This window comes from Neoroseomonas terrae, assembly GCF_018129025.1.
Classification (GTDB): domain Bacteria; phylum Pseudomonadota; class Alphaproteobacteria; order Acetobacterales; family Acetobacteraceae; genus Neoroseomonas; species Neoroseomonas terrae.
The window spans coordinates 62,860-88,857 of the sequence record NZ_JAAEDI010000016.1; the positions used below are offsets into that span (position 1 = coordinate 62,860).

24 protein-coding genes are annotated in these 25,998 nt (G+C 70.4%); 11 read left to right on the forward strand and 13 right to left on the reverse strand.

From position 1 onward, the window contains the following. Window positions 1–21: 21 nt before the first annotated feature. A complete protein-coding gene (locus GXW78_RS15810) occupies window positions 22–786 on the reverse strand; it encodes a competence/damage-inducible protein A (RefSeq protein WP_211869801.1) in 765 nt (254 codons plus the stop codon). A gap of 180 nt (window positions 787–966) precedes the next feature. Between GXW78_RS15810 and GXW78_RS15815 the strand changes: the two genes are divergently transcribed. Next, window positions 967–1,248, forward strand: a complete 282-nt coding sequence (locus GXW78_RS15815) for a hypothetical protein (protein WP_211869802.1) — start codon at window positions 967–969, stop codon at window positions 1,246–1,248. A 5-nt stretch (window positions 1,249–1,253) separates the two neighbouring features. Here the strand turns inward: GXW78_RS15815 and GXW78_RS15820 are convergent, their stop codons facing one another. After that, a complete protein-coding gene (locus GXW78_RS15820) occupies window positions 1,254–2,498 on the reverse strand; it encodes a Zn-dependent hydrolase (RefSeq protein WP_211869803.1) in 1,245 nt (414 codons plus the stop codon). A gap of 513 nt (window positions 2,499–3,011) precedes the next feature. Here GXW78_RS15820 and GXW78_RS15825 point away from each other — a divergent pair. Further along, window positions 3,012–3,551, forward strand: a complete 540-nt coding sequence (locus GXW78_RS15825) for a septal ring lytic transglycosylase RlpA family protein (protein WP_246522271.1) — start codon at window positions 3,012–3,014, stop codon at window positions 3,549–3,551. A 332-nt stretch (window positions 3,552–3,883) separates the two neighbouring features. On the opposite strand, the gene GXW78_RS15830 is transcribed toward GXW78_RS15825, so the two are convergent. Together GXW78_RS15830 and GXW78_RS15835 are read right to left on the reverse strand one after the other, a co-directional pair. After that, window positions 3,884–5,104 (reverse strand): ABC transporter substrate-binding protein, encoded by a 1,221-nt coding sequence (locus tag GXW78_RS15830; RefSeq protein ID WP_211869804.1) that lies wholly within the window; start codon window positions 5,102–5,104, stop codon window positions 3,884–3,886. Window positions 5,105–5,341: 237 nt separating this feature from the next. Continuing rightward, window positions 5,342–5,764 (reverse strand): VOC family protein, encoded by a 423-nt coding sequence (locus GXW78_RS15835; RefSeq protein ID WP_211869805.1) that lies wholly within the window; start codon window positions 5,762–5,764, stop codon window positions 5,342–5,344. 70 nt (window positions 5,765–5,834) lie between these two features. Here GXW78_RS15835 and GXW78_RS15840 point away from each other — a divergent pair, with 70 nt between their 5' ends. Together GXW78_RS15840 and GXW78_RS15845 are read left to right on the forward strand one after the other, a co-directional pair. Beyond that, window positions 5,835–6,623, forward strand: a complete 789-nt coding sequence (locus GXW78_RS15840) for an aldolase (protein ID WP_211869806.1) — start codon at window positions 5,835–5,837, stop codon at window positions 6,621–6,623. 19 nt (window positions 6,624–6,642) lie between these two features. After that, window positions 6,643–7,530: a DMT family transporter gene (locus GXW78_RS15845; RefSeq protein ID WP_211869807.1), complete on the forward strand. Its 888-nt coding sequence runs from the start codon at window positions 6,643–6,645 to the stop codon at window positions 7,528–7,530. A 1,025-nt stretch (window positions 7,531–8,555) separates the two neighbouring features. Here the strand turns inward: GXW78_RS15845 and GXW78_RS15850 are convergent. Next, entirely contained in the window at window positions 8,556–9,104 is a 549-nt protein-coding gene (locus tag GXW78_RS15850) for a TIGR00645 family protein (RefSeq protein ID WP_211869808.1), read from the reverse strand. A gap of 54 nt (window positions 9,105–9,158) precedes the next feature. Next, window positions 9,159–10,001, reverse strand: a complete 843-nt coding sequence (panC, locus tag GXW78_RS15855) for a pantoate--beta-alanine ligase (protein WP_211869809.1) — start codon at window positions 9,999–10,001, stop codon at window positions 9,159–9,161. Between the two features lie 192 nt (window positions 10,002–10,193). Between panC and GXW78_RS15860 the strand changes: the two genes are divergently transcribed. Genes GXW78_RS15860 through GXW78_RS15870 form a run of 3 tightly spaced genes read left to right on the forward strand, consistent with a single transcriptional unit; the run spans window position 10,194 to window position 12,975 of the window. Beyond that, window positions 10,194–11,381, forward strand: coding sequence for a class I SAM-dependent rRNA methyltransferase (locus GXW78_RS15860; protein WP_211869810.1), 1,188 nt, complete (start codon window positions 10,194–10,196; stop codon window positions 11,379–11,381). Beyond that, the gene (locus GXW78_RS15865; RefSeq protein ID WP_246522279.1) at window positions 11,381–11,815 is read left to right on the forward strand and encodes a DUF3293 domain-containing protein; all 435 of its coding nucleotides are present in this window, start codon (window positions 11,381–11,383) and stop codon (window positions 11,813–11,815) included. The genes GXW78_RS15860 and GXW78_RS15865 overlap by 1 nt, the downstream gene beginning before the upstream one ends. Then, entirely contained in the window at window positions 11,812–12,975 is a 1,164-nt protein-coding gene (locus GXW78_RS15870) for an MFS transporter (RefSeq protein WP_211869812.1), read from the forward strand. The genes GXW78_RS15865 and GXW78_RS15870 overlap by 4 nt, the downstream gene beginning before the upstream one ends. Window positions 12,976–13,063: 88 nt before the next feature. Here the strand turns inward: GXW78_RS15870 and GXW78_RS15875 are convergent, their stop codons facing one another. From GXW78_RS15875 to GXW78_RS15885, 3 genes are all read right to left on the reverse strand, one after another. Continuing rightward, window positions 13,064–13,810, reverse strand: a complete 747-nt coding sequence (locus tag GXW78_RS15875; RefSeq protein ID WP_211869813.1) for an SIR2 family NAD-dependent protein deacylase — start codon at window positions 13,808–13,810, stop codon at window positions 13,064–13,066. Further along, window positions 13,807–14,577, reverse strand: a complete 771-nt coding sequence (locus GXW78_RS15880) for a methyltransferase domain-containing protein (RefSeq protein WP_211869814.1) — start codon at window positions 14,575–14,577, stop codon at window positions 13,807–13,809. Before GXW78_RS15880 ends, GXW78_RS15875 begins: the two co-directional genes overlap by 4 nt. Window positions 14,578–15,076: 499 nt before the next feature. Next, window positions 15,077–16,144, reverse strand: coding sequence for a patatin-like phospholipase family protein (locus GXW78_RS15885; protein WP_338147754.1), 1,068 nt, complete (start codon window positions 16,142–16,144; stop codon window positions 15,077–15,079). Window positions 16,145–16,402: 258 nt separating this feature from the next. On the opposite strand from GXW78_RS15885, the gene GXW78_RS28330 reads away from it, so the two are divergent. Continuing rightward, the gene (locus tag GXW78_RS28330; protein WP_211869816.1) at window positions 16,403–18,082 is read left to right on the forward strand and encodes a methyl-accepting chemotaxis protein; all 1,680 of its coding nucleotides are present in this window, start codon (window positions 16,403–16,405) and stop codon (window positions 18,080–18,082) included. Between the two features lie 97 nt (window positions 18,083–18,179). On the opposite strand, the gene GXW78_RS15895 is transcribed toward GXW78_RS28330, so the two are convergent. Both GXW78_RS15895 and GXW78_RS15900 read right to left on the reverse strand, forming a co-directional pair. Then, window positions 18,180–19,484: an LLM class flavin-dependent oxidoreductase gene (locus GXW78_RS15895; RefSeq protein WP_211869817.1), complete on the reverse strand. Its 1,305-nt coding sequence runs from the start codon at window positions 19,482–19,484 to the stop codon at window positions 18,180–18,182. A 122-nt stretch (window positions 19,485–19,606) separates the two neighbouring features. Then, entirely contained in the window at window positions 19,607–20,014 is a 408-nt protein-coding gene (locus GXW78_RS15900; RefSeq protein WP_211869818.1) for a hypothetical protein, read from the reverse strand. Between the two features lie 143 nt (window positions 20,015–20,157). On the opposite strand from GXW78_RS15900, the gene argB reads away from it, so the two are divergent. Then, a complete protein-coding gene (argB, locus tag GXW78_RS15905) occupies window positions 20,158–21,048 on the forward strand; it encodes an acetylglutamate kinase (protein WP_211869819.1) in 891 nt (296 codons plus the stop codon). A 114-nt stretch (window positions 21,049–21,162) separates the two neighbouring features. Here the strand turns inward: argB and GXW78_RS15910 are convergent, their stop codons facing one another. Both GXW78_RS15910 and GXW78_RS15915 read right to left on the reverse strand, forming a co-directional pair. Further along, window positions 21,163–22,365: a DUF2336 domain-containing protein gene (locus tag GXW78_RS15910; protein WP_211869820.1), complete on the reverse strand. Its 1,203-nt coding sequence runs from the start codon at window positions 22,363–22,365 to the stop codon at window positions 21,163–21,165. Further along, window positions 22,362–23,729, reverse strand: coding sequence for a sensor domain-containing diguanylate cyclase (locus GXW78_RS15915; protein WP_211869821.1), 1,368 nt, complete (start codon window positions 23,727–23,729; stop codon window positions 22,362–22,364). The genes GXW78_RS15910 and GXW78_RS15915 overlap by 4 nt, the downstream gene beginning before the upstream one ends. A 182-nt stretch (window positions 23,730–23,911) precedes the next feature. Here GXW78_RS15915 and dapD point away from each other — a divergent pair, with 182 nt between their 5' ends. Together dapD and dapE are read left to right on the forward strand one after the other, a co-directional pair. After that, window positions 23,912–24,748: a 2,3,4,5-tetrahydropyridine-2,6-dicarboxylate N-succinyltransferase gene (gene dapD, locus GXW78_RS15920; RefSeq protein WP_211869822.1), complete on the forward strand. Its 837-nt coding sequence runs from the start codon at window positions 23,912–23,914 to the stop codon at window positions 24,746–24,748. Window positions 24,749–24,812: 64 nt separating this feature from the next. Then, window positions 24,813–25,952: a succinyl-diaminopimelate desuccinylase gene (dapE, locus tag GXW78_RS15925; protein WP_211869823.1), complete on the forward strand. Its 1,140-nt coding sequence runs from the start codon at window positions 24,813–24,815 to the stop codon at window positions 25,950–25,952. Window positions 25,953–25,998: the final 46 nt, after the last annotated feature.

The following is a 25,998-nucleotide window of genomic DNA, read 5'->3' on the forward strand; positions in this document are numbered from 1 at the left end:
CGCGGGATCCGGTCCGGTTGCCTAGGCCGGCTCGCCTTCCGTCGGCACCACGCCGCAAGCGCGCATGAACACCAGCACGTCATGCGCCGCCCGCTTCACCGCCGTGTCGTCGAAGCCCTTCGCCACCACTGCCACGCCGCCGCCGCCGGGGCGGTAGTAGGGGTAGGAGCCGATGTCGATCTCGGGGTAGCGCTTCTGGATCTCCGCGAGGCCTTCGGCGATGCGGCCTTCCATCAGGCCGTTGGCGTGGACGGCGGCGGAGACGACGGGCGGGCCGCCCTGCAGCGTCGGCGCCAACGCTTCGAACATCGCCTGCATGATCCGTGGCACGCCGGCCATGACGTGGACGTTGCCGATGGTGAAGCCGGGCGCGATGGACACGATGTTGTCGATCAGCGCCGCGCCGCGCGGCATCGTCGCCATGCGCTGCCGGGCCGGGTTGAAGTCGCCCGGTGGGGTCAGGCGGGCATAGTGGGATTCGAGGCGGCGCCAGGCCTCGGGATGCGGTTCCCACGGCACGCCGAAGGCGGCGGCGACGCATTCGCTGGTGATGTCGTCATGCGTCGGCCCGATGCCGCCTGTCGTGAAGACGTGGTCGTACTTCGCGCGGACCTCGTTGACGGTGGCGACGATGGTCTCGGCGACGTCGGGGATGACGCGGACTTCGCGGACCGGGATGCCGATCTCGCCGAGCCGGCTCGCGATGAATTTCAGGTTGGCGTCCTGGGTGCGGCCCGACAGCACCTCATTGCCGATGATGAGCACGCAGGCGGTCGGGTTGGGCATGGTCGTATCCTCCGGGACGCGAAGGATAGGCGCGACCCGCGGCAAGACCAATGGCCGGCGGTGCGGACATGGCGGGTCGGCACTGCGGGCTACCGCATGTGCGAAGCGACCGTTTGACGCGGGCATGGCGGCGGGCGCACGCCTCGCCGGCGGCTTGCCGCGCCAGGGAGGAACCAAACCATGTATGCGATCATCCGGAGCTACACCGCGACGGGATCGGTGGAGGAGATCGTGCGCGGGGTCGAAGCGCTGGTCCTGCCGATGCTGAAGGATCGCCCCGGCTTCCGCGCCTACCACGCCGGGCGCAGCGAGGAGGGGGTCTTCTCGATCAGCCTGTTCGACAGCCGGGCCGAGGCCGAGGCCGCGCATGAAGCCGTGCGCGGCATCGTAGCGGCGAACCTGGCGGAACTGCTGCCGCAGCCGCCGGTCGTGACGCGGGGGGAGGTCCTCGTCTCCGCCTGAACCGTTCAGGCTGCGCGGTTCGCGCGTGCCACCACGGCCTCGAACAGCACCTGGCAGCCGGCCTCGGCTTCCTCGGGAAGGATGCTCTCGGCCTCGTTGTGGGAGAGGCCGTCCTTGCAGGGCGTGAAGATCATCGCCGTCGGCACCGACCGCGCGACATAGACGGCGTCGTGGCCGGCGCCGGAGATGATCTCGCGCGAGGACAGGCCGAGCCGCTGCGTCGCCTGGCGGACGAGATCGACGCAGGACGGGTCGAAGGGCTGGGCCGGGATGCGGAACAGCTCGGTCAGGTCGAGGCGGCAGCCGGTCTCGGCGACCAGCCGCGCGGCGTCGGCGGGGAAGGTCTCGGCGAGGGCGGTGATCTCGCCATCGATGGGGTGACGGAACTCGACGCTGAAGCGCACCTCGCCCGGGACGACGTTGCGGGAGGGCTGGGGGATCTGCAGCCAGCCGACGGTGCCACGGCCATCCTCGCCGCGGGCGCGCATCAGCTTGTCGACTAGGGTGACGATGCGGGCGGCGGCGACCAACGCATCCTTGCGGGCGGAGGGCGGGGTGGTGCCGGCGTGGCTGTCCTGGCCGGTGATGACCGCGTCGTACCAGACCTGCGCCTGGGCGCCGGTGACGATGCCGATCTGCTTCGCCTCGCGCTCCAGGATCGGGCCCTGTTCGATGTGCAGCTCGAAATAGGCATCGGCTGGGAACGGCTTCGCGGGGTGCTCGCCCTTGTAGCCGATGCTGTCGAGCGCGTCGGAGACGGAGATGCCGTCGACATCCTTCAGCCCGTAGGTCTTGTCGAGGCTGTAGATGCCGGCCCAGGTCCCGGAGCCCATCAGGGAATGGCCGAAGCGGGAGCCTTCCTCATCGGTCCAGTTCACCAGCTCGATCGGCGCCTCGGTCGTGATGTTGAGGTCGTTGAGCGAGCGCATGACCTCGAGCCCCGCGATGACGCCGAGCGCACCGTCGAACTTGCCGCCGGTGGGCTGGCTGTCGAGATGGCTGCCGAGCAGCACGGGCAGGCGCTTGGGGTCGCGGCCCGCGCGGCGGGCGAACATGTTGCCGATGGCATCGACGCGGACGGTGAGGCCCAGCGCTTCGCACCAGGTCCTGAAGGTGTCGCGGCCCTTCTTGTCCACGTCAGAGAGCGTCAGCCGCTTCACGCCGCCCTTCGGCGTCGCGCCGATCTCGGCCATGGTCATCAGGCTGTCCCAGAGCCGCTTGCCGTCGATGCGCTGGTTGGTGCCGCTCATTTGGTGCCGTCCGTCCGGATGATGCCGCTTCTCCTCCGTTACCGGAGCGGCGGAGTGCGAACAAGGCGCGGAGGCGGGGATGGACGTCGCGCAGGATGGCGCCGCGGGAGGTACGGCAACGGCCTGCCGCCCGCCGGTTACTCCAATCCTTCCGCGAGGCATCTGTGCCCCGTCGGGCCTGGTTGGCACGATCGCCCGCTGACCGGCGAATACAGTATATTAACGAATGAGTTCAGTTTTGATGTCGCGAAGTCAAAATACCAGCCGAGTGGTAATACTTGACGAATATGCGGGGTGGAGGCCAGTCCGTGCGGATGCTGGTCCGGTCGGTGGGTCGCTGCACGGCGCCGAGACTGTTGCCAGACGAGGGGAATTGTTGCATGGCATAGGGGCAGCGTCAGCGCTGTCTATGCCGACGGTCACATTCTGCCTGCTGGAGACTCCCATGCGCCGCCCGGCGGCGCATTCCCCCCCCAACGGCTCATGCAGCCAGGACCACCAAGGAGCTCCCCGATGGGGTTCAGAAGCCATCTTCCCGCCTTCCGTGACCGCCGAGCCGCGCCCCCCCGCGCCGCCGCGGCACCCCGGCCGGGCAGCATCCGGCGGGGCGCCCTGCGTGCAATGGCGGGCTGCGTGGTGTTCGGGCTTTCGGCGATGACCATGGGCTGCGCCCAGTCGGCCGAGGAGGCTGCCCCGGTTGCGCCCGCGCTGGCCCCGACTGCCGAGGTCGGCCGGCCCATCGGCGAACCGCAGGTCGGCACTGCCTCCTACTATGCGCGGCACTTCACCGGGCGACGCACCGCGAGCGGCGCTCGCTTCGACCCCGGGTCCGACACCGTCGCGCACCGCACCCTGCCTTTCGGGACCGTGGTGCGGGTGACGAACCTGCGAAACGGGCTGACCACCACGGGGACGGTGCAGGATCGCGGACCCTGGACCCGCGGGCGCATCGTGGATCTCAGCCCACGCATTGCCCAGCATCTCGACATGATGCGGAGCGGGGTCGCACCGGTGGAGATCGTGCCGGTGGAGCTGGCCGAGGCGCCGGAATAAGGCAGGGCGCGGCAGGCGGCGGGGCCGGCCCTCGGCCCGGCTGAGGCTGAAGGGGTCGTGTCGGCCATCGGAGGGGCGCTGCCCCTCCGAACCACCCCGCCAGGGGGTTGGACCCCCTGGACCGCAATCTGTTGGCGCCCGGCGCAACAGGCACGCGGGACCCTCCATACATGCTTCGCGCGCAAGAGCGGGTTCCGGCGTCGTTCCTGCCTGTGTTGCGCGGCGCCAAATGGAGGTTTGCAAAGGCCCTTCGGCCTTTGCTGGGGTGGCTTGGAGGGGCGACGCCCCTCCAACTGCAACAGCGGACGTATCAGCGAGGTCGGGCTGGCCCGTCATCGCACCAGCGGGCAGCCGCCTTCCGCCAGTGGGCGGAACGCCTCGTTGCCGGGAATGGTCTGGGCGACTTCCAGCAGGTCCCACTCGCCGCGCGCCTGGGATGGCTGCTTTGCCTTCATCAGATACATGTCGCGGATGACGCGGCCATCGGCGCGGATCGTGCCGTTGTTCGTCATGAAGTCGTTGATCGGCGTCTCGCGCATCTTCGCCATGACGGGCGCCGAGGCATCGGTGCCCGCGGCCTGCACCGCCTTCAGGTAATGCGTCACGGCGCCCCACATGCTCGCCTGGAACATGGTCGGCGGGCGGCCGTGCAGGCGGGCGAAGCGCTCGCTGAAGGCGCGGGTCCGGTCGTTCTGGTCCCAGTAGTAGGCCTCGGTGAAGACCATGCCCTGCGCGGTGTCCAGGCCGATGGCCTTCACATTCGTCAGCAGGCAGAGCAGGGCGGCGGGCTGGATGCCACGGCGGGTCAGGCCGAACTCGCCCATCTGCTTCACGATGTTGATGAAGTCGGTTCCGGCGGCTGCGATGCCGACGACATTCGCTCCGGATTGCGCGGCGCGAACCAGGTGGGATGAGTAGTCCGTCTCCCCCAGCGGGGCGCGGGCATTGCCGGCCACTTCGCCGCCCAGGCTGCGGATGACGGCGGCGGCGTTGGCTTCCAGCGAATGGCCGAAGGCATAGTCGGAAGTGATGAAGTACCATTTACGTCCGCCGCCGTTCATCACCGCACCGACGGTGCCGCGGGCGAGGGCGTAGTTGTCGTAGGTCCAGTGCACGCCGAAGGGCGAGCAATCCTTGCCGGTGAGATCGGTGGTGCCGGCGGCAACCACCACGTCGATCTTCTGCTTCTCCCGCGACAGGTTCTGCACGGCGAGGGCGACGGCGGAATTGCCCAGGCCGAAGATGGCATCGACGCGTTCCTGGTCGTACCAGCGCCGAGCGATCGACAGGCCCACATCGGGGCGGTTCTGCAGGTCGCCATAGACGAGCTCGATGGGCATGCCGTTCACCCGGCCGCCGAAATCCTCGACCGCCATGCGGGCGGAGACGACGTCGCCCATGCCCTGCTGGTCGGCGAAGACGCCGGACATGTCGTCGAGCACGCCGATCTTCACGACGCCGTCCGAGATGCCGGACTGGGCGTGGCCCGCCGAAGGGTGGATAGCGGCGAGCGGCAGCGCAGCGGCGCCGGCAAGGAGGTGCCTGCGGTTCATGGTCGTTCGTCTCCCTTGGTCTGGTTCTTGGCGCGCATCATGGCATGGGCGTGGGCAGTGACGAGGGGCGATCCCGGTCAGCCGATCGGGGTGGGGCGCGCAGGGCTGGCGGGCGCGGGGCGCTTCAGTCCGCGGCGCAACCCAGGAAGGCGGCAAGGGCCGCGCGTGCCGCCCGGATCTCGTCGATGGGGAAGGGCGCCGCTGGTAGGGAGGCTCGGCGACGGCCTCCGGAAGGGCTTATCGGCCTTCGTTCGGCCAGATGCCGGGCGTCGCGAACTCGCCGAGATTGCCGTCCGGGTCGCGGAAGTACAGGCTGGTGCCGCCGCGCGGCCAGCGCGTGCGCCCTTCCTCCGCCACGCCGTGCTCGGCGAGCCGTGCCGCCCAGCGCGGCAGGTCGGCCTCGGCGATCGACAGCGCGTAGTGGATGCGCCCGGAGCCGTCATGCGGGGGGATCACGCCGCCCGGCATGTGCACGGTCTCGGTCGTGCTGCCGCGCAGGAAGACGAGCAGCACCGCATGGCCGATCCCGTAGGCGACCAGCCGCGCATCGGAAAAGACGGGGGCGAGGCCGAGGACATCCTCGTAGAACCGGCGCGACCGGTCGAGGTCGGCGACGTAGATCGCGGTTTCCAGGACGCCGGCGATGGGGGGTGCTGCCATGGCTCCATCTTGCCCCCGGGCGGCGGCTGGAGGAACCTTCGTCGCGACAACGCCGTGAAAGAACTACGCCATGGCCCATGCCCTGGGCGCGCCCGCCGCCCCCGCCATCCTGCGCAACACCGAGCTCGACGCCGATGCGGTGCGGCAGGCGCGGGTGGACCTCGCCGCCTGTTTCCGGATGGCCGCGCGGCTTGGCCTGCAGGAGGGGATCTGCAACCACTTTTCCTTCGTCGTGCCGGGGCGGGACGACCTGTTCCTCGTGAACCCCTATGGCTGGGCGTTCAGCGAGATCACGGCGTCGCGCCTGCTGGTCTGCGATTTCAACGGCAACGTGGTTGCCGGCGACGGCGTGCCGGAGGCGACCGCCTTCTACATCCACGCCCGCCTCCACAAGCACCTGCCGCGCGCCAAGGCGGCGTTCCACACGCACATGCCGAATGCGACGGCGCTCGCGATGCTGGAGGGGCCGCCGCTGGTCTGGGCCGGGCAGACCGCGCTGAAATTCTACGGCCGCACGGTGGTGGACGAGGAGTATGGCGGGCTCGCCCTGGACGAGACGGAGGGCGACCGGATCGCGGCCAGCATCGGCGATGCCGACATCGTCTTCATGAAGAACCACGGCGTCATGGTGGTCGGGCCGACCGTATCGGAGGCCTGGGACGACCTGTATTACCTGGAGCGCGCCGCCGAGGTGCAGCGCCTGGCGCTGGCGACCGGCCGGCAGCTCAAGCCCGTGTCGCCCGAGATGGCGCAGCGCACCTATGAGCAGATGCGCGAGGGCGATCGCGAGAGCGCAAGGCTGCACCTGGAAAGCGTGAAGCGCATCCTGGCGCGCGACGAGCCGGACTTCATGCATTGACCGCCGCTCGGCCGCGCTGATGACGGCGGGGCCGCCCTCGCGGCCGGACGGTGCGGGGCTGGCGTTGCTGGTCCTGACGACCATGGGCTGGGGTCTGAACTGGCCGGCGATGAAGCTGCTGCTGGCCGAATGGCCGGTGCTGGCGACGCGCTCCGTCTCCGGCACGCTCGGCTTCGCGGTGCTGCTGGCGGTGGCGCTGGCGCGGCGGGAGAGCCTGGCGGTGCCGGTTGCGCTCTGGCCCCGGCTGGGCCTGGTTTCGCTGCTCAACGTCACGGCATGGATGGGGCTCGCTTCCTTCTCGCTGTTGTGGCTCTCGGCGGCGGAGGCGACGATCGTCTGCTACACCATGCCGGTCTGGGCGGTGCTGATGGCCTGGGCGGTCCTGGGCGAGAAGCCGGGACCGGCGCGCATCCTCGGGCTGGGGTTGGCGCTGTCGGGGCTGGTGCTGCTGGTGCTCGGCCGGGGCGTGGCGGTGGGGCTGGAAAAGGCGCCGGGCGTGGCGTTCGGGCTGGGCTCGGCGATCCTGTTCTCGCTCGGCACGGTGGTGACGAAGCGCTGGCCGCTCGGCCTGCCGCCGACCTGCGCGACGGTGTGGCAGGTGGGGCTGGGCATCCTGCCGCTGGTGCTGCTGTCGGTGGCCTTCGACGAGCCGGATACGGGACGGCTGGGGGCGCTGGAATGGGGGCTGCTGGCCTATGGCGGCGTCTTCGCGCTGGGGCTTTGCTACCTGAGCTGGTTCGCGGCATTGCGGCGGCTGCCGGCGTCGCTGGCATCGCTCGGCACGCTGATCACGCCGATGGTTGGGGTGGCGAGCGCTGCGCTGTTCCTCGGCGAGCCGTTCGGCTGGCGCGAGGCGACGGCGATGGGGCTGACGCTGTCGGGGGTGGGGTTGGCGATCCGAGGGTGAACAGGGCGCGGGGAGAGAATTCCCGGCGCCCCTCCTTTTTCTGCCCGTCGGGAAAGGGCGTGGTACGGCAGGGGATCCCCGATCAGGCGGGGGCGGCGGGCCGTGATCGGACAACGATGTGAGCCGGGCGGGTTCGGCTGATCCTGGCGGCAATGCGAGATGGTCGCCGGGCGCGCTCGCGACATGCCACGGTGCGACGCAAACCTTCCGCCTGCACATGGGATAACGCCAATGTTTCAGCGCGACAGGGCCAGATCCCGCGCTCAGCAGCGGCTGGGCGCATTGGCCGCAGTCGAGAAACTGGACGGAGGGTTCCTCACGGCCGTAGAGTGTATCGAAATCGGAACAAAAAGGGAGGAAGCACAATGCTACGCCGTGCCATTGTCTTTGCCGCCTGTTCAGTCGCCGGCTGTGCGTCTGAAACCGATCCGATGCCTGCGGTAGCGCCTCCCGTCGCATCGAGTGCGACCACCGATCCCATTCGCAGTGCAATGATGAGTGCCGGCAGCTACTTCCGACGACCCCAGGCCAACCGGCCCGCCGAGGCAGCGCGCGCTATCGCCAACATGGAGTTCCTGGCGGAGGCCGTGCCGAGGGACCCGAGGTGGCAAGCCGCGCCCGCGCAAGCGCTGACGCAGCTTCAGACGGCCAAGAATGAAGGCCGTTCCGCATTGGGAATCCCCGGCAGTGCGTCACCGCAGTCGGTCATCAGCGGCCTTATGGGGGCGGCATCCGCAATAGATGCGGGCGATCGGGCCGCCCTTGCCGGCGCCCTGCCGAACAATGTGTTCACGGGCGGCCCCGAAGGGACCGTGCGGCGCCTCTCGCAGCCTCCCCGAATTCCCAGCGCAGCGCCGGCCTTGCTGAGTATGGGTAGCGGAGGAGAGACGCAGCGTTAGGCTTCCCGGCCCCGACACACGCCTGAGCGCTCGCCGCGCTCAGGCTTTTCCGCGCACCGGCTCCAGCTCCGCGCCGGTGGCGCCCAACGGACAAGCAACAACGTCAAGCACCGACCCCATCGGCAATCAGTGCCTGGTCTGGGTCATCCGGTCGACATAGGCGATGCCGATCGCCGAGACGATGAAGGCCATGTGGATGATCGTCTGCCACATCACGGATTCCGACGTGACCGTGGCGTTCGGCAGACCGATCCGGCTCGCCTCGATGAAGGTCCGCAGCAGGTGGATCGAGGAGATGCCGATGATCGCCATCGCCAGCTTCACCTTGAGCACGCCGGCATTCACATGGCTGAGCCATTCGGGCTGGTCCGGATGCCCGTGCAGCCGCAGGCGGGAGACGAAGGTCTCGTAGCCGCCGACGATGACCATCACCAGCAGGTTCGAGATCATCACCACGTCGATCAGGCCGAGCACCACGAGCATGATCTGCTGCTCGGTGAAGTCGCCCGCATGGGTGACGAGGTGCACCAGTTCCTTGAGGAATAGGAAGACATAGACCGCCTGCGCGACGATCAGCCCGACATAGAGCGGGAATTGCAGCCAGCGCGACCCGAAGATGAGCTGGGCGATGAGGCCGAGCCGGACCGGGGGCGCTGCTTGGGTGTCACGCTGCATGGGGCATGCCGTCTCCTGAAGGGGCGGCGGGCCGATAGCACAGATCGCGGGGCGTTACCCCACGGCAATGTTGTCGAGCAGGCGCACCGTGCCGAGCCGCGCGGCGGCGATAAGGCGCATCGGCCCGGCGGTGCGCCGGGCGGCCAGCGGCTTCAGCGTCTCGGCCTCGACCAGCGCCAGGTAGTCCGGCGCGAAGCCGTGGCCACGGAGCGTGGCGAGGCCGTCCTGGAGCGCCGCTTCCACCGTGCCGCCCGTGGCGATCGCCGCCGCCGCCTGCGTCATGACGCGGAGCAGGACGGGCGCCGTCTCGCGGTCCTGTGACGAAAGGAAGCGGTTGCGGGAGGACATGGCGAGGCCGTCCACCTCTCGCACCGTCTCGACCGGGAGGATGCGGGTCGGGATGTCGAGGTCGGCCGCCATGCGGGTCACGACCTGGAGCTGCTGCCAGTCCTTCTCCCCAAAGACGGCGACATCCGCCTGGCTTTGCAGGAACAGCTTGCAGCAGACGGTGGCGACGCCGCGGAAATGGCCGGGGCGGGCATCGCCCTCCCAGCCGGCGGTCGGGCCGGCGACCTCGATGACGGTGGCGCTGCCGGGCGGGTACATCGCCTCGACCGGGGGCATCCAGACCAGGTCGCAGCCGGCGCGGCGGAGCTTGTCCAGATCCCCTTCCTCGTCCCGCGGGTAGCGGGAGAGGTCCTCGTTCGGATTGAACTGCAGCGGGTTCACGAAGATGGAGGTGGCGACGGCGTCGGCCGCCGCGCGGCCAGCCGTGACAAGCGCGATATGACCGTCATGCAGCGCGCCCATGGTGGGCACCAGCGCGAGGCGCTTGCCGCCGGCGTGCAGGGCGGCGCTGGCGGCGCGAAGGGACGGGAGGTCACGGCAGATCTGCATGGCCGGTTCTTAATGCGATTTGCGCCGGCCCGAAATCCGGCACGGGGCGCAGGGGCTGGATTGTGGACGTCGGTTGCCGCCGCGGGCCGGCAGGGCCAGCGCCCCGCCTTCGCTCGCCCCGCCTGGTGATCGGCGGGCATCGGCGCACCTTCGCATGGTTCCATCGGAACGCGATCTGCTCTAGTCGGCGGCATGTCCACCGACCGTATCACCCTGCGTCTCCAGCCCGGCCGCGATCGCCGGATCAAGGCCGGCCACCCTTGGGCCTTTTCCAACGAGATCGCGATGACGCCCGCGGCGAAGGCGCTGCCGCCGGGCAGCGTGGTGCGGCTGGAAGGCGATGACGGGGTGAAGCACGGCGCCTTCCACTTCAACCCGCATTCGCTGATCGCGGCGCGACGGCTGTCGGCCGATCCGGAAGCTGCCTGCGATGCCGGGTGGTTCCGGGCGCGGCTCGCCGAAGCGCTGGCGCTGCGCGAGAAGCTGTTCGACGCGCCGCATTACCGCCTGGTCCATGCCGAGGCGGATGGCCTGCCGGGGCTCGTCATCGACCGCTACGGCGACGTGCTGGCGATGCAGGCGAACACGGCGGGGATGGAGGCGGCGACGCCGCTGATCGTCGAGGCGCTGACGGGGCTGCTGGGGCCGCGCGGCATCGTGGCGCGCAACGACAGCGCGGTGCGCGGGCTGGAGGGGTTGGCTGAGGAGACGAAGCTGCTGCACGGCGATGCTGCCGGCACGGCGGTCGAGGAGAATGGGCGGCGCTTTCCGGTCGACCTGCTCGGCGGGCAGAAGACCGGGTGGTTCTTCGACCAGCGGGAGCATCGGGCGCGCGTGTCGCGCCTCGCGGCGGGGGCGAGCGTGCTTGACGCCTTCTGCCATACGGGTGGGTTCGGCATCGGCTGCGCCGTCGCGGGCGCTGCGAAAGTGACGCTGCTCGACCGCAGCGAGCATGCGCTGGCGACGGCGCAGCAGGCCGCGGTGCTGAACGGCGTCGCCGACCGCGTCACGACCCAGCGCGGCGAGGCGATGGAGGCGCTGGAGCGCATGGTCGGTGCGGGGCAGCGCTTCGGCGTGGTGGTCACCGACCCGCCGGCCTTCGCGAAGACGCGGAAGGACCAACCCGCGGCGCTGCGCGCCTATGGCAAGCTGGCGCGGCTGGCGGCGACGCTGGTGGAGCGCGGCGGGTTCCTGTTCATCGCATCCTGCAGCCATCATGTCGGGCCGGGCGAGTTCGCCGATGCGGTCGCGTGGGGCGTGCATCGCGCGCGGCGCGAGGCGCGCATCCTGCACATGGGTGGCGCCGGGCCGGACCATCCGCTGCATCCCATGCTGCCGGAAAGCCAGTATCTGAAGGGCATGCTGTTGCACCTGCCGTGATGCCGCCGCCCCACGCCCGCTTCCTGCACCCCGCGCCGCTGCCGGTTGGGGCGCGGCTTGCCCGCGGGTGGCGGCTCACGGCGTATGAGGCGGGGGGCGCCGTGGCGCGGCTGGGCCGGCGCTCGGCATCCGTGGATGCGCTGCTGATGGCGGCCGGCGTTCGCGAAGGGGCCTTTGCAGGCGCCTGGAACCCCCTGAGCCGCGCGCGGCCGCGCGGCTGGAACGACCGGGCGCTGACGCGGCTGCGGCAGGCCGCGTCGCGGCTGCGCTGGGTCGAGGGCATCGGGCGGGCTGACAGACCGACGTGGTGCGAGCAGCATCTGCTGATCCTTGGCGATGTGCGGCGGACCGCAGTGCTCGCGCGTCGCTTTCGGCAGCACGCCATCCTGCGTGTGCGGCTGCGCGCGCTGTCCCGGCTGCTGGTGCTGCGATGACCGGCGCGATCGGGTTCCTCGCCGCCGTCTTTCTGCTGCGCGCCGCCCTCGGCGTGCTGTTCCAGGCTCCGGGCGCCGCGGGGCCGGTGCTGGTGCCCGCCTTCGGGATGGACTGGACGCAGTTCGGCACGCTGGTCGGGCTGTTCTGGCTGCCCGGCCTGCTGCTCGCGATCCCGATCGGCCTTGCGGCGCCGCGGCTGAGCGATCGGCGCATGGTGCTGGCCGGCATGACGCTGCTGGTCGCGGGTGGGCTCGTCTCCGCCGCCGCGACGGTCGACGCGCCCGTGTTGCTGACGATCGGTCGCCTGCTGATGGGGTGCGGCACCGTCATGGTCATCGTGCTGATGACGAAGATGATGCAGGACCGCTTCAAGGGTGCGGACCTGTTCCCCGCGATGGCCGTCTACGTGCTCGGCTGGCCGGTCGGCATCGCCGCGGCGCAGGCCGTGCTGCCGGGACTCGCGGTGGATGTCGGCTGGCAGCTTCCGTTCCTCGCCGGCGCGGCCGCGATGGCGCTGGCATTGTTCGCCATCGCGGCGGCGTCGAGGCCCTCGGCGAGCGTCGCGCCGCCGCCAGCAGGATCGGGGCGCCTGACGGGGCGGGAGATCCGGCTGATGTGCCTCGCCGGCGGCTGCTGGGCCATGGTGAACGGCACCTACATGGTGCTCGTCACCTTCGCGCCGCCGCTGTTGACGGCCCGCGGGCTGTCCGTCGCCGAGGCCGGCTTCGCGACGTCGCTGATGTCCTGGGTGAACCTGGTCGCCGTGCCCGCCGGGGCGATGCTGGCGCGCCGGCCGTCGATCATCCTGCCGATGGTGGTGGGCAGCATCACGGCCTCTGCCGCGCTGGCGGCGGCGCTGCCCTATGCCGGGCTGGGCTGGGCGGCGGTGATCCTCGCGCTGCACGGCCTGCTCTATGCGCTGCCGATCACGGTGTTCTCGGCGCTGCCGGCGCTCGCCGTGCCGCCGGAGCGGCGGGCGCAGGGGCTCGGGGTGTATTTCGTGTGGTTCTACGGCGGCTGCACTGGCTTTCCGCCCTTGGCCGGGTGGCTCGCCGACCAGACCGGCGGCGCCACCGTGCCGGTGCTGTTCGCGGCGGGGCTGCTTGTCGGCGCGCTGGTGCTGTTCCTGGTCTTCCGGCGAGTGGTCGGGCGCGGCTGACAGCATCGAGGGGCGCCGCCCCTCGAGCACCCCGGCAGGAAACTCGAGTTTCCTGCACCTTCGGGCGATTTCTGCGAAATCGAAAGACTCAGTTCAGGCCGACGGCCGTCGCCATCACATCGCCAATGCCATCGCGGATGACGAGGTCGGCCATGTCGTCCAGCGGCGTCTCCTGCTTGTTCACGATGACCAGCCGCGCACCGTGGCGTTTCGCGATCTCCGGAAAGCCCGCGGCCGGATACACCACCAGCGACGAACCGAGGACGATGAACAGTTCCGCCGCCATCGTCTCCTCCTGCGCCCGGCGCATCGGTTCCGCCGGCATGGCCTGGCCGAAGCTGATGGTCGCCGTCTTCACGAGGCCCCCGCAGGCGGTGCAGGCCGGCACGTCGCCGTCGCGCTCGAACGCCACGCGCAGGGCGCCGATCTCATAGCGCCGCGCACAGTCGAGGCAATGCGCGTAGGTCGAATTGCCGTGCAGCTCGATCACCTGTGCCTCGGGGATGCCCGACGCCTGATGCAGCCCGTCGATGTTCTGCGTGATGACGGCCTGTGTCTTGCCCTGCCGCACCAGCAGCGCGACGGCGCGATGGCCGCGATTGGGCTGGGCGGCGCGCATCGTGTCGTCGCCGGCGAAGCGGCGGCGCCAGGTCTCGCGCCGTGCCTCGGCCGAGGTCACGAAATCCTGGAACATGATCGGCTGCATCTTGGTCCAGACGCCGTTGGTGCCGCGGAAATCCGGGATGCCGGATTCCGTGCTGATGCCCGCGCCGGTGAAGACGGCGATGCGGCTCGCCGCCTCGATCATCTGACGCAGGGCGGCGGCGTCGCTCATGGCAGCCTCGCCAGCATGAACAGGCGGCGGAAGGGCAGCAGCACGACGCCATCCGCCTGCGGCGGATAGGCCGCGCGCATGGCTGCGCGATAGGCTTCGAGGAAGCCGTCGCGTTCCGCGCCCTGCAGCACATCCAGATAGGGCCGCAGCGAGGTGCCCATGGCCCATTGCACGACGGGGTCCTCGCCGCGCAGCACATGGACGTATTCGGTGATCCAGAGGTCGAGCGCGGCGACGCTCGGCCGCAGCAGGTCATAGTAGTCGCCGGGTGCCAGGATCGGCGGTGCGCTGGTCACGCGGGCGAGCGTCGCCGCCCAGGGTCCTTCGCGGGCGATGCGGTCCTGCGTCGAGCGCAGCGGCGCCGCGTGCATGGAGGGCATCTGCACCGCCAGCACCCCACCGGGCGCGATGTGCGTGAGCAGGCGGGGAAACAGCGTCTCGTGATCGCCGAGCCATTGCAGGGCGGCGTTGCTGAACAGCACGTCGACAGGCTGGGTGGGGGACCAGGTGGCGATGTCCGCCTGCTCGGTCGCGAAGCCGGTCGCGCCTGCCTTTGCGAGCATGGCGGCGGAGCCGTCGACGCCCGTGACGGTCGCACCGGGGAAGCGCGTGGCGAGCGCCGGCAGGGCGTTGCCCGCACCGCAGCCGAGATCGATGACGCGCTTCGGTGCGGAATGATGGATGCGGCCGATCAGGTCGAGGGCGGGGCGGAGGCGCTCATCCTCGAAGCGCAGATACTGGCTGGCGTCCCAGGAGGATGCGCTCATGGCGACGGTCTCCATCGTTCAAGGGCCGGGATTGGAGGGGCGGGGGCGGGGAGGCGTCAAGGTGATGGGGGTTGCTGCGCCTCGCGCACGGACCGGAGAGCGCGTCGCCGCCTCGCGACGCCTCCACCAAAGCTGCCCAATCACGTTGCGGAGGTGCGTGACTGAGCACCCGCATAGGCCGAAGGGTCTTTGGAAATCTCCGGTTGGTGTTTTGCCTTGCCCGCAGAAGCGGCGGCGGGGCACGTCCTTCGCACGAGACCCGACTGCTGCTCGGCCCCGTGCAACGCAGGCATCGGGCGGCCAGATGTGCTTCCGTTCGCCTCGGCTCAAGCCAACGTAAGCCGCTGTCTCCGCAAGCATATTCACCGGACTTGGTGATCCACCTGATCAGGCGCTGCCCCAGCTTCCTTCCCCAACACCAAGTCGAGGTTTCCAAAGGCCCTTCGGCCTTTGGCGGGGTGAGGTCCGGAGAGGGGCAGAGCCCCTCTCCGTCACGCCCTCACAGGAATCTCGCCCGGATATCGACGGAACTCTCCCGTCCCAGCTTGTCGAAGTGTTCCGCGATCCAGGCTTCTGCCGCCTCGCGCCCGTATTGGCGCAGCATGCACAGGAATTCCCAGTCGCCGTTGAACTTCGTGGACAGCTTGAAGCCGCGCAGCCGGTCCTCATCCTCGATCAGGTGCACGAAAAGCCGGCGGTAGCGCGGCTGTTCCAGCCTTCCTGTGTCGAGCAGCCGCTGCACGAAGTCGATGGCGCGCATCTCCGCCATCAGCGATCCGTTGAAGGTGATCTCGTTCAGCCGGTTGACGATGTCCGAGACGGAGGTCGGGTGTTCCTCGCGGAACTGTGGGTTGAGCTGGATAAGGACGATGTCCGGCGGCCCACCCTGGTCGTAGAGCGGCCACAGCGCGGGGTTGCCGAGGTAGCCGCCGTCCCAGAAGGGCTCGCCGTCGATCTCGACGGCCTTGAACACCTGCGGCAGGCAGGCGGAGGCGAGCAGCGCTTCGACCGTTACCTCGCGCCGGGTGAAGACGCGGGGCTTGCCGGTGCGGACGGAGGTTGCCGAGACGAACAGGCGCGGCGCCTTGGCTTCCATCCGCAGCCGTTCGAAGTCGATGCTGTCCGTCAGCGCATCGCGCAGCGGGTTGAAGTCGATCGGGAACGGGTTGAGCTGGTAGGGGGACAGCACCCGGGAGAGCGTGTCGAAGGTGCGGTAGGCGAAGGACCAGGTTAGGTCGTGGCCCCAGACCAGCTTCTCGAATGGCGTCGCCTGCACGGGGGACATGGACAGGCGCTGCGCGATCGAGCGCCAGAAGCGGTCGAGCGCGGCGATGGCGGCTTCGGGGCCGCCTTCCAGCAGGCCCTGCACGAGCATGGCGCCGTTGATGGCGCCGGCGGAGGTGCCGGACAGGCCGTCCACCTCCAGCCGCTCGTCCTCGAGCAGCCGTTCCAGCACGCCCCAGGTGAAGGCGCCGTGGGTGCCGCCGCCCTGCAGGGCGAGGCTGACGCGCCGCTTCTGGGGGGGCTTGGCGACCGCCGGGGCCGCAGGGGTCGTCTCGTCGCTCACGTGGGGGCTCCGGGGCGCGGCCGGGCGGCGTGGGAGCGGGGCCGGCGGATGGGCGCGATGCAGTCTGAGTGGTCCATGGTTTCTGCGCCTCGGTCTTGATGGCCGTTCGGACGGGGCCGTGCCCCGCGGGTCGCGCATGGTGGCGAAGTGGGCGCCGGGGGGAAAGAGCCCGGCGGGCGACCCAGCCCTGCGCCGATCAGGGTCCGGAAAGGAATTTCCGTGAGGATGGGGCGAACTGCCAACCAGGAAGGTCGCCGCATGCTCTCCAGTTTGTCCATCCGCGCCAAGCTCCTCGGGGGGTTCGGCGTGGTCATCCTGCTGCTGTGCGCGCTCGGCGCAGGAAGCCTGTTCGCAACGTCCAGCCTGCGCGGTTCGGTCGATGCGCTGGCGCAGAACCGGGTGCCGTCCATCCGGTATCTCGGCGCCTATTCCATCGCGCTGACCCAGCTGCGTCAGACCGAAACGACATTGCAGCTGTTCGACGACCCCGCGGACCGTGCGGCGCGGATGCCGCGCGTCGCACCGCTGCTGCAGACGATGCAGCGGTCCTGGGCGGCCTATGAGCCGTTGGTCAGTGCCGGGGAAGAACGGCGGCTGGCCGACGAGGTCCGGGCGCAGGACGCCGCATACATGCCGGTGCATCGCGAGCTGATCGCGCTGCTCGCGGCGAATGACAACGCGGCGGCCCTGCGCGTCTTCATGGGCTCGCGCCAGCGCTATGAGGGGTTCGTCGCGGCTGTCGAGGCGCTGAGCCGGTTCAACGCCGAGCAGGCCGGTCTGGAGGCCGAGGCGTCCGAACGGCTGTCGGGTCGGTTGAACTGGGGCCTGATCGCGTTGATGACCGCCGCGGTGGTGATCGCCATTGGCATCGCGCTGTTGATCGGACGCAGCATGGCGAGCCGCGTGGCGCATCTGGCGGCGGCGATGGGGCGGCTTGCGCAGCGTGACTACGGCTTCACCCTGACTGAGACTCATGACCAGGATGAGATCGGTGAACTGGCGCGCGCTGTCGATACCTGTCGCGACGGTTTGAAGGCGGCGGACGAGATTGCTGCGCGGCAGCGGGCGGCGGAACAGGAAGCTGCCGAGCGCGGGCGGCGGATCGACACACTCGTCTCGGCCTTCGACGAGGAGGCGAGTGACGCGCTGCGCACGGTCGCCGCCGCGGCGACGCAGCTCGACGCCACGGCGAAGTCGATGGCCGACACTGCCGATGACGGCACCAGCCAGGCGACCGCGGTCGCCGCCGCGACCGAGCAGGCGAGTGCCAACATCCAGACCGTTGCGGCATCCGCCGAGGAGTTGGCGGCGTCGATCGCCGAGGTCGCCCGCCAGGTGCGCGGCACCGCCGGCATCACCGGCCGTGCCGCCGATGCGGCGCGCGAAACCGACGGAACGGTGCGCGGGCTGGCCGATGCCGCCAATCGGATCGGCGATGTGGTGCGGCTGATCAGCGATATCGCCGGCCAGACCAATCTGCTTGCGCTGAACGCGACGATCGAGGCGGCGCGGGCCGGCGAGGCCGGCAAGGGCTTCGCGGTGGTGGCGAGCGAGGTGAAGCAGCTTGCGGCGCAGACGGCGCGGGCGACGGAGGAGATCGGGCAGCAGATCTCGGCGATCCAGGCCGAGACGACGCGCACCGTGGACGCCATCGCCGGCATCGCGAAGACCATCGAGGAGCTGAACGCGAATACCAGCCAGGTTGCGGCGGCGAGTGAGGAGCAGGCGGCGGCGACGCAGGAGATCGGCCGCGCGGTCGCCGAGGCGGCGATGGGGACGCAGGATGCGTCCCGCAACGCGGCCGGGGTGAAGCATGGGGCCGAACGCACCGGCCAGTCGGCGGGGGAAGTGCGCGGCGCCTCGGCAGAGCTCTCACGGCAGGCGGAGCGGCTGCGCGGGCGGGTGGGAAGCTTCCTCGCCGAAATCCGCGCGGCCTAGAGCATTCTCCGTTCGCCCTGGCTCACGGCGAATGCTCCATTCCCTTGCTTTTACCCGATCAGGGGATTCCACCTGATCGGGATCTGCCCTGGCGCGGCTACGGCCGCGCCAGGTTCTCCCGCAGCGTCTTCCCCTCATACTCCGTCCGGAAGAGGCCGCGCCGCTGGAGTTCCGGCACGACCAGCCGGCAGAATTCCTCGAACATCCGGGGATGCACCGTCGGCGTGATGATGAAGCCGTCGCAGGCGCCGGATGTGAAGTAGTCCTCCAGCTGGTCGGCAACCATCGTCGGGGTGCCGACCAGCAGGCCGCGCGGGCGCTTCGTCGCGTCGGCGAAGCTGATGCCTTCCTGCTGCATCACCTGCATCACGCGGTCGATCGACCCGCTGATGCCCTGGTTGCCGGTCGCTTCGGCGAAGCTCTGCGGATCGCGGTGCTTCGACAGGTCGGCGCCCATCAGCGAGGAGTTCAGCATCTGCTGCGCCTCGGGGTCGATCAGGGATTGCAGGTATTCGTACTTCTCCTGCGCGATGCTTTCGGTTTCCCCCAGCACCGTCATGAAGCTCGGCAGGATCCTGCAATCCTCCGGTGCCCGGCCGTACTTTGCCATGCGGGCCTTCACGTCGGTGGTGAAGGCGAGCGTGTCGGCCTTGCTGTGCGGCGTGCAGAAGATCAGTTCGGCCCAGCGCGCCGCGAAGTCGCGCCCACGATCGGAGGAGCCCGCCTGCATGAAGACGGGCCGCACCTGCGGCGAACGCGGCATGGCGAGCGGCCCGCGCGTCTTCACCCAGCGTCCCTCGAAATTCGTGTACCGGACCTTGGACGGATCGATGAAGACGCCGCCCTCCTTGTCGAGCACGAGGGCGCCTTCGTCCCAGGACTCCCAGAGCGCGGTGCAGGCCGCGAGGACCTCATCGGCCCGGTCGTATCGCTCGTCCTTCGAGGGGATGCCGTCGAGGCCGAAGTTCTTCGCTTCGAGGTTGGTCGCGGAGGTCACGATGTTCCACGCCATCCGCCCGCCCGTCAGCAGGTCCAGCGAAGCGAGGGTCCGCGCGATCCAGTAGGGATGAAGAAAGGTGGTGGACAGCGTGGCGCCAAGGCCGAGATGCCGCGTGACGCGCGCCATGATCGGCAGCACCACGAGCGGGTCCAGGTAGGAGATCTGCCCGCCGAGCCTGAGATAGGCATCGAAGTTGCCGCCATGGATGTCGGGCAGGCCGAAGGTGTCGGCGTAGAAGCAGGCATCGAAGCGCGCCTCCTCCAGCACGCGGGCGATATGCTCGTAACGCGTGGGGGAGAGGATGTCGTCGAGCGGCGCCTCGGGGTGGCGCCAGGCGCCCGGGTGGTTCGCGGTGGGACCGGTTTTGAGATAGGCGACCAGATGCATCCGGCGCTGCGTCATGCGGTGCGGTTCCGGCGGTAAGGGGTGCGGGCCATGGGACGTTCGGTCTCCGTAAGGCCGTGCCGGCGTTCGGCGGTTCGCCGGACTATGCGGGCGCGGCCGGGGAGCGGCAAGGAACGGTGTCAGCCCGGCTGGGCGGGACCTGCGGTGAAGGTCAGGGTTGCCGCGCGTTCGTTGCCGACCAGCACCAGGCAGTTCACCTGCAACGTCGCGCGCGCGACCATGCGCGGGGTGCACAGGGCCGAGAGGCGCGATCCTTCGGCGGCACCGGACAGTTCGACCGCATGCTCGCGCGGCATGCCGCCCTGCATCGCCACCCGCCCATTCACCGTAATGAACACTTCATGTTGGGGCTGCGTAGTCAGGCCGGCGGGCACGCGCCGCGTGTCCATGTAGCCACCGATCAGCCAGGATTCCTTGGTCACGCTCGGTCGCCAGAATTGTGGTCCTGCCTCGGCGCGGCCAGCCGCCGTGCGAGGGCCGCAGGCAGCGAGCGTGGCCAAGGCGGCCAGGGCGACGGCGCGCACCATGCTGACCTCATCCGGATATGCGGGGGAAGGCTAGCCCGCCGGCGCGCCGCGCGCCTAGGTTGCAGGCAGCGGCAGGCACGACTTGACCGCCCGGCGACGGGAAGTCAGATACCGGCACCCCTCGGACGGGGCGAGGAACGCCGATGACTGAGCCTGCCGAAACGCTCGACGCCATGCATATCCTGGCTGGCGCGCTGCCCTTCCTGAAGCGCTACGACGACGCCACCGTCGTCGTGAAGTACGGCGGCCACGCGATGGGCGAGGAAGAGACGGCGCTGCGCTTCGGCCGAGACATCGCGCTGCTGGAGCAGGTGGGCGTCAATCCGGTCGTCGTGCATGGCGGCGGGCCGCAGATCAACAACATGCTCAAGCGCCTGAACGTGAAGTCCAACTTCGTCCAGGGCCTGCGCGTGACGGATGAGGAGATGCTCGACGTCGTCGAGATGGTCCTCGCCGGCCCGGTCAACAAGCAGGTGGCGGAGGCGATCACCCGCGCGGGCGTCGTCGCCGTCGGCATCTCCGGCAAGGATGGCGGGCTGATCCGCGCGCGGAAGCTGCAGCGCACCTACCGCGACCCCGAAAGCAACATCGAGAAGGTGCTCGACCTCGGCTTCGTCGGTGAGCCCGAGAGCGTCGACCCGAAGGTGCTGCGCCTGATGATCAGCGCCGACATCGTGCCCGTGGTCGCCCCGGTCGGCGCCAGCGCTGACGGCCAGACCTACAACATCAACGCCGATACGGCGGCCGGCGCGATCGCCGGCGCGCTGAATGCCGAGCGCCTGCTGATGCTGACCGATGTGGCCGGCGTGCTGGACCCGGCGAAGCGGCTGATCCCCGAGATGACGGTCGCCGAGGTCAAGGCCGGCATCGATGCGGGCTGGATCGCCGGCGGGATGATCCCGAAGGTCGAGACCTGCATCTACGCGATCGAGCGCGGCGTGAAGGCGGCGGTGATCCTGGACGGCCGCGTGCCGCATGCGATCCTGTCCGAGCTGTTCACGGATGCGGGGCCGGGGACGCTGATCCGGCCCTGAGCAGTGGGCCGGAGAAGGCGTTGCTCCTCTCCGGACGCCTTCAGGAAGCTCGCCCGGCGCGTGATCCCGGGTTGCCCGGCGCTTCGAGTCGATCGCCCCGCGCCGTTATCCATCTTACCGCCGTGCGGCGCGGTCGATGGCGTTGATCCGCCACCGCAACTCGCTGTCTCCGACCGCTGCCGGGCTGGTCAGGGCCGGCGGCGAGGGCGCCAGCAGGGCGACCGTGGCCTCGGCGGTGTCGTCGCTGAGCCCGGCCTTGCGGCAGAGCCCGGCGAGGGATTTGCCGCATCGTGTCGCGACGGCGTGATCGATGACGCTTCGCGGCATGTCGGCGAGGCCGGCCAGCGCGGTGACGACGAAGGCCGTCTCGCCGCGGCGCGCGGCCTGCAGGACCGCCGCATCGTCGAGCGCCCCGCCGCTTTGGAGGATGGCGACGCGTGTCGCAGCGTCCTCCGCCGTTTCATGCGGATGTTGCGTGCCGGCGAGGCGGGTGGCGACGGCGGCGCGGAGCTGCGACACGACCTCCGCCGGCAGATCGGCACGTTCCATTAGCGGGGCAAGCAACTCCTCGGCGACGAACTGCGCCAGCGCGAGAGCGGCGCGGGCGGTCAGGTCCGGCCGGCGCACCAGCGGTGCCTGCCATGATGTCTGCTCGGCGGCCTGCACCACCAGGGCGTCGAGGGTGCTCTCGCGGATTGCGGCGCTGCGGTTGCCCAGCAGGTCGCCGATGGCCGCGGCATCGCCGCTGCCCACCAGCGCCTCGGCCACCGTCTCGCTGATCGCCGGGCGCCGCGCGATGGCCGCCAGGGTCTCCGCCACGGGCGGCGCGGCGATGAGGGTGAGGAGATCACCCTCGGTCAGCAGCGGGCACAGCCGGATCAGCGGGTCGGCGACGCGCAGGCTGGTGTCGCGGGCAAGCCGCAGCACCAGTGCGCGCGGCGCGTCAGGCAGGTCCTTCAAAGCCTCCGCGATGGTGGCGCGGATCTGCTCCGCGGCATCCTCGGCAAGCCGGGTCATTGCCTCCCACGCCGCATGGGCGATGCGGTCCTGCTGGCGGCCCGGCAATCCGGGCGCCAGGGCGACGAGGCGGTTTGCCAGCGCCTGGCGCACGGCCTCGTCCTCATCCGCCGCGAGGGTGACGAAGGTCTGGTAGGGGCTTGCCGGGTTCGCCGCGACGGTGGCGCGGACGGAGGCGGCGCGGTCGCCCATCAGGTAGTACAGCGCCTCGGGCGGCGTCGCGGGATCGGTGGCGAGGCTGGCGCGGGCGGCCGGAGGGCCGTCCGCCAACAGTCGGGCGATGGCCGCGATGTCCATCATGCGGCGGGCGGGGCCAGACGCCAGCCGCCGCGGTGCTCACGCTTCGCGTCGTAGAGAGCGGCGTCGGCGCGGGCGAGGAGCCCGCCGGCGGTCTCCGCGGCCCCACCTTCGCGGCAGGCGAGGCCGATGCTGAAGCGCGGCGCCGCGCTGCCGGCGGGCAGGGCGGTGGCGGCGGCGATCAGCGATTCCGCGCAGGCGATGGCTTCCACCGGCGCCGCGCCCGGCAGCCAGAGCGTGAACTCATCCCCGCCGAGGCGCGCGGCGGCGCCGCGGCATCCCGCCGCGTCACGCAGCAGCAGTGCGGCGGTGCGCAGGGCGGCGTCGCCCGCGTCATGGCCGAGCCGGTCATTGAGCGGCTTCAGATTGTCGAGGTCGATGAACAGCAGCGCGCCGCCTGGGGCCCCATCGCCGATCGAGGCGGCGAGGCCGGCGAGGAACGCCCGGCGGTTGGCAAGGCCGGTCAGCGGGTCGGTCCCGGCCTGGCGTTCGAGTTCGGCCTGCACCCGGCCGAATCCCAGCACGCCGCCGAGCGTCGCCGCCATGGCGCGCAGCACGGCGAGATCCTCGGCATCCCAGTCGCGACCGCCCGGCGCGCGCCAGGCGGCCAACGCCGAGACGGTGGGCGGGCGGCCGTGATGGTGGAACAGCGCAACCGGCAGGTGCCCGGGCAATTGCCCCACCCAATCCTCGGCCGAAGCCAGCGACCGGGCGGCGACGGACGGGAGTTCCGTCGGCACCGGGGCGGTCGGGTTGATGATCTCCGCGCCGGCCGCGGCCGGCACGACCATGGTGGTGCCGGCGCAGCCCAGGGCGTCGCGCAACTCGACCAGGCCGTGGGTCAGGGCCTCCGTCGCCGTGCCGGCATGGCGCACCGTTTCGCCCAGCGCATCCAGCAGCGCTGCGCGGCGCAGCCCGGCGGCCGCGGCGGTTGCGGCGGCTTCCTGGTCGGTCACGTCCTGGGCGACCCCGCGCAGGCCGGCGAACTGGCCGCGCGCATCGCCGAGTGGGGCCAGGGAGAGCGAGAGGCACCGCGGCCGCCCCCCGGCGCCGGCGACCCAGGCCCGATGGTTGCGGACCGCCTGCCGCAGCGCGAAGGGATCGCCGACGGTGCCGAGCAACAGCGAGTCCGCCCGCCGCCCGAGCAGGCCCGCGGCCGGATGGCCGAGCACGGTGCCGGGCCAGAGGAAGCTGAAGCGGCCCTCGCTGTCCGTCTCGAAGACGAAATCGGCGGCGAGGCCGGCGAGGTCCTGCCAGCGCTGGCGCGATTCCAGCAGGGCGCCGTGCAGCGCCGTCGCCGCGGCCGCCGCGGGTGGGATCGTAGCGCTACGCTCCTTGTGCAGCAGGGCCATTGTCATCGCCGCCATGGAAGCGCCACGGCGATGAACGGGCGGTTAGCGACTTGCTCGTGCCCCTCCGGGGCCGGCGGCGATCCGGCGCGCCCTGCGCCAGGACTGGCTGGCGCCCGATGCGGGGCGCGGCGGTACGTTGACAGTCCGCTGCGGCGGCCCCAAGCACCCATGCCTTTCATGATCGCCCGAGGACGTCCATGGACCATTCCGCCCTGCAGTCGCGCATCGAAACGCTCTGGCAGAACCGCGACCGGGTGAACCCCGGCACCGGCGGCGCCGACCGCCAGGCGATCGAGGACGCGCTCGAGATGCTGGATTCCGGCAAGGCCCGCGTGGCGCAGTCGGACGGGAAGGGCAATTGGCAGGTCAACCAGTGGCTGAAGCAGTCCGTGCTGCTGTCCTTCCGCCTGGTCGATTCCGCGCCGATGGACACGGCTGCCGGCGCCTACGACAAGGTGCCGCTGAAGTTCGCCGACTGGGGTGAGAACCGCTTCCGCGAAGCAGGCTTCCGGGCCGTGCCGGGTGCCGTGGTGCGGCGGTCGGCCTATATCGCGAAGAACGTCGTGCTGATGCCGTCCTTCGTGAATCTCGGCGCCTATGTCGACGAAGGCACGATGGTGGATACCTGGGCGACGGTCGGGTCCTGCGCGCAGATCGGCAAGAACGTGCATCTGTCGGGCGGCGTCGGCATCGGCGGCGTGCTGGAGCCGCTGCAGGCCAATCCGGTGATCATCGAGGATGACTGCTTCGTCGGCGCGCGATCCGAAGTCGCGGAGGGCGTGATCGTCGAGAAGGGCGCGGTGCTGTCGATGGGCGTCTTCCTCGGCGCCTCGACCAAGATCATCGACCGCGCGACAGGCGAGGTCTTCATCGGCCGCGTGCCGTCCTACTCGGTGGTGGTGCCGGGATCGCTGCCGGGCAAGCCGCTGCCGGACGGTTCGCCGGGCCCATCGCTGTACTGCGCCGTGATCGTGAAGCGCGTGGATGCGCAGACGCGCGCGAAGACGGCCATCAACGAGCTGCTGCGCGACTGATCGCACGCACTACGGAACAGCGCAGCTAGGAGCGGAGCGTGAACCGGTGGCGGAAGGAACTCTGATGGCGGCGGATCCGGTTCCCCTCGCCCAGGCGATGATCCGCTGCCGGTCGGTGACGCCGGCGGATGACGGCGCGCTGGACGTGGTGCAGCGCGCGCTGGAGCCGCTCGGCTTCACCTGCACGCGGCTGGTCTTTGGGCCGGACGACTATCGGGTGGACAATCTGTTCGCCCGGCGCGGCACTGCCGGCCCGCATTTCTGCTATGCCGGGCATACCGATGTGGTGCCGCCGGGGGACCCGGCCGCCTGGGCCGACGACCCCTTCGCCGCCGTGGTCCGCGACGGCACGCTGTATGGCCGCGGCGCCTGCGACATGAAGGGCGGCTTTGCGGCCTTCATCGCCGGGCTGACGGATTACCTGGCCGCGAACCCGAACCATCCTGGCTCAATCTCACTGCTGATCACGGGGGATGAGGAGGATCGGTCCGTCGATGGCACGCTGAAGGTGCTCGAATGGATGCAGGCGAACGGTCAGGTCCCCGACATGGCACTGGTCGGCGAACCCACCAGCCGCCGCGCGTTGGGCGACACCATCAAGATCGGTCGGCGCGGCAGCCTGACCGCGCGCATCACCGTGCAGGGGAAGCAGGGGCACAGCGCCTATCCGGCGCTGGCCGACAACCCGATCCATCGGCTGGTCGCCGCGCTGGGGCCGCTGCTCGCCGCGCCGCTCGACAACGGGTCGGAGTTCTTTCCGCCGACCACGCTGCAGGTGACGGGCTTCGATGTCGGCAACAAGGCGTCCAACGTCATTCCCGCCGTCGCGCGGGCAATGCTCAACATCCGCTTCAACGACCACCACAGCAGCGCGACGCTGACCGAACGCCTGCACGCCGCGCTGCGCGCCGCGGGCTGTGCGTATGAGATGCAGGCGGATTGTTCGGGCGAATCCTTCCTGACGCGGCCCGGGCCCTTCGTCGATGCGCTGTCCCGCGCCATCGCGCGCAGCACGGGGGAGACGCCGGCGCTCGATACCGGCGGTGGGACATCCGATGCGCGCTTCATCGCGCGGTACTGCCCGGTCGCAGAGTTCGGGGCGGTCGGCGCCACGCTGCACCAGGTGAACGAGAGTGCGCCGGTCGATGAGCTGCGCCGGCTGGCGGCGACCTATCGCGCGATCCTCGAGGAGGTCCTCGCCTGAGCGGCGCCCCGCCGCCCGCCGGGCCCGCGGTGCGTGGCATCGCCGG